The organism is Nocardioides sp. CPCC 206348 (assembly GCF_048654705.1).
In the GTDB taxonomy this organism is placed as follows: Bacteria; Actinomycetota; Actinomycetes; order Propionibacteriales; family Nocardioidaceae; genus Nocardioides.
The window spans coordinates 155,435-156,987 of the sequence record NZ_JBMCZA010000243.1; the positions used below are offsets into that span (position 1 = coordinate 155,435).

Here is a 1,553-nt window from a genome sequence, read left to right on the forward strand (position 1 = left end):
GTCGGCCTCCGATGCCGAGGACGCGACGTCCCCGGCCCATGCCTCGAACCGCGGCTTGCCGAGGTCCTCGGCCAGGGCGCCGACGAGAGCGTCCTTGTTCTCCGTCAGCATCTGCGACAGGGCGAGGAGCTGGGCGCGGCGCCAGTCCAGGTCGCGCGTCCGTCCGCTGTCCAACGTCCTTCGGAGCCGGGCGACGAGTTGTTCGGTGGGCTCGTTCGACATGGGACCTCCACGTTGAGGGTGATAGAAACTGTCTTCGAATCTATCACCGGCGGCGATGCGCGGCTAGGGTCTCCACCATGAAGCTCGCCGATCCCGTCGACACGTCCACGGCGCGGATCCTCGACGCCGGGCTGGCGCTGTTCTCCGAGCACGGCGTGCGGCGTACGACGATGAACGAGGTGGCCGACGCGGCCGGACTCGGCGTGGCGACGGTCTATCGCCGCTTCCCGCGCAAGCTGGAGCTCGTCCGTGCGGTGCTCCTGCGGGAGGCGTCCATCGTCATCGAGGTCGTGGATGCGGCGCTCTCGCGACCGGACACGGTCGAGGAGCAGGCGGCGGCAGGATTCACGGCGTTCGCGCACGCGATCACGGCACGTCCGCTCCTGGTTCGGCTGCTTCGCGGCGACAACGAGCGCGACGGCGAGGCGGTGGCGCCCGGAGACCTGCTCGACCAGATCATGGCGGGTGCGCGCGACTACATCGCCGACTGGATCCGCGCGTTGCAGTCACAGGGTCGTTACCTCGACGTCGACGCGGACATCGTCGGCGAGATCCAGGCCAGGCTCGCCCTGAGCCTCGTGCTGGCGCCTGAGGGCAGGATCCCCATGCATGACGACGCGGCGACCCGCGCCTTCGCCGCTGCGTACCTGGTGCCCCTGCTGGGCACTGAGCACTGACTAGGAGCGGGGCACGGCGAGCCGGGTCGTGCCCGACCGTCCCCGCAGGATCGCCTCGCCGTGCTCGACCCAGTGCTCGGCTTCGGGTGATCCCGCGGCCCGGGCGGTCTCGACGGACTCCCACGCTGCGAGGACGCCGCCGGGGACGTCCTTGGACAGGTCGGTGAGCCGGGCGGCGGAGTTCACGGCGTCGCCGATGACGGTGTACTCGAAGCGCTGCTCGTGGCCGACGTTGCCCGCCACCACCTGCCCGGTCGCCACGCCGATCCCGGCGCCGACCTCGGGCACCTCGACCGCCAGTCGGGCCGCCATCGCGCGAGCCGCGGACAGGGCCGCGCCGGCATGCTCCTCGAGCTCGACGGGCGCTCCGAAGATGGCGAGCACCGCGTCGCCGATGAACTTGTTGACCAGCCCGTAGTGGCGGTCCACCTCGTCCACGACGACCCCGAAGAACCGGTTGAGGACCTCGACCACCTCGGTCGGACCGTGTTGGGTCGCGTACGTCGTCGAGCCGACCAGGTCGACGAACAGCACCGAGCACACCCGGGCCTCGCCGCCGAGCTCGATCTGCCCGGCACCGAGCGCAGCGGCCGCGGCCGCCACTTCCTGGCCGACGTGGCGACCGAACAGGTCACGGATCTGCTCGCGCTCGCG

At 71.0% G+C, this 1,553-nt stretch carries 3 protein-coding genes; 1 reads left to right on the forward strand and 2 read right to left on the reverse strand.

The features are described from left to right. On the reverse strand, positions 1-222 hold a 222-nt coding region (locus ACOADB_RS29145), incomplete at its 3' end, for a hypothetical protein (protein ID WP_378607535.1). A gap of 77 nt (positions 223-299) precedes the next feature. Between ACOADB_RS29145 and ACOADB_RS29150 the strand changes: the two genes are divergently transcribed. Continuing rightward, on the forward strand, positions 300-899 hold the full coding sequence (locus ACOADB_RS29150; RefSeq protein ID WP_378607538.1) for a TetR/AcrR family transcriptional regulator: 600 nt from the start codon (positions 300-302) through the stop codon (positions 897-899). Here the strand turns inward: ACOADB_RS29150 and ACOADB_RS29155 are convergent. Then, positions 900-1,553: adenylate/guanylate cyclase domain-containing protein (locus ACOADB_RS29155; protein WP_378607541.1), on the reverse strand; the 654-nt coding region annotated here is incomplete at its 5' end.

Coding starts and splice junctions, on each gene's coding strand:
- ACOADB_RS29150 (WP_378607538.1), top strand. CDS start 300: ATGAAGCTCGCCGATCCCGTCGACACGTCCACGGCGCGGATCCTCGAC.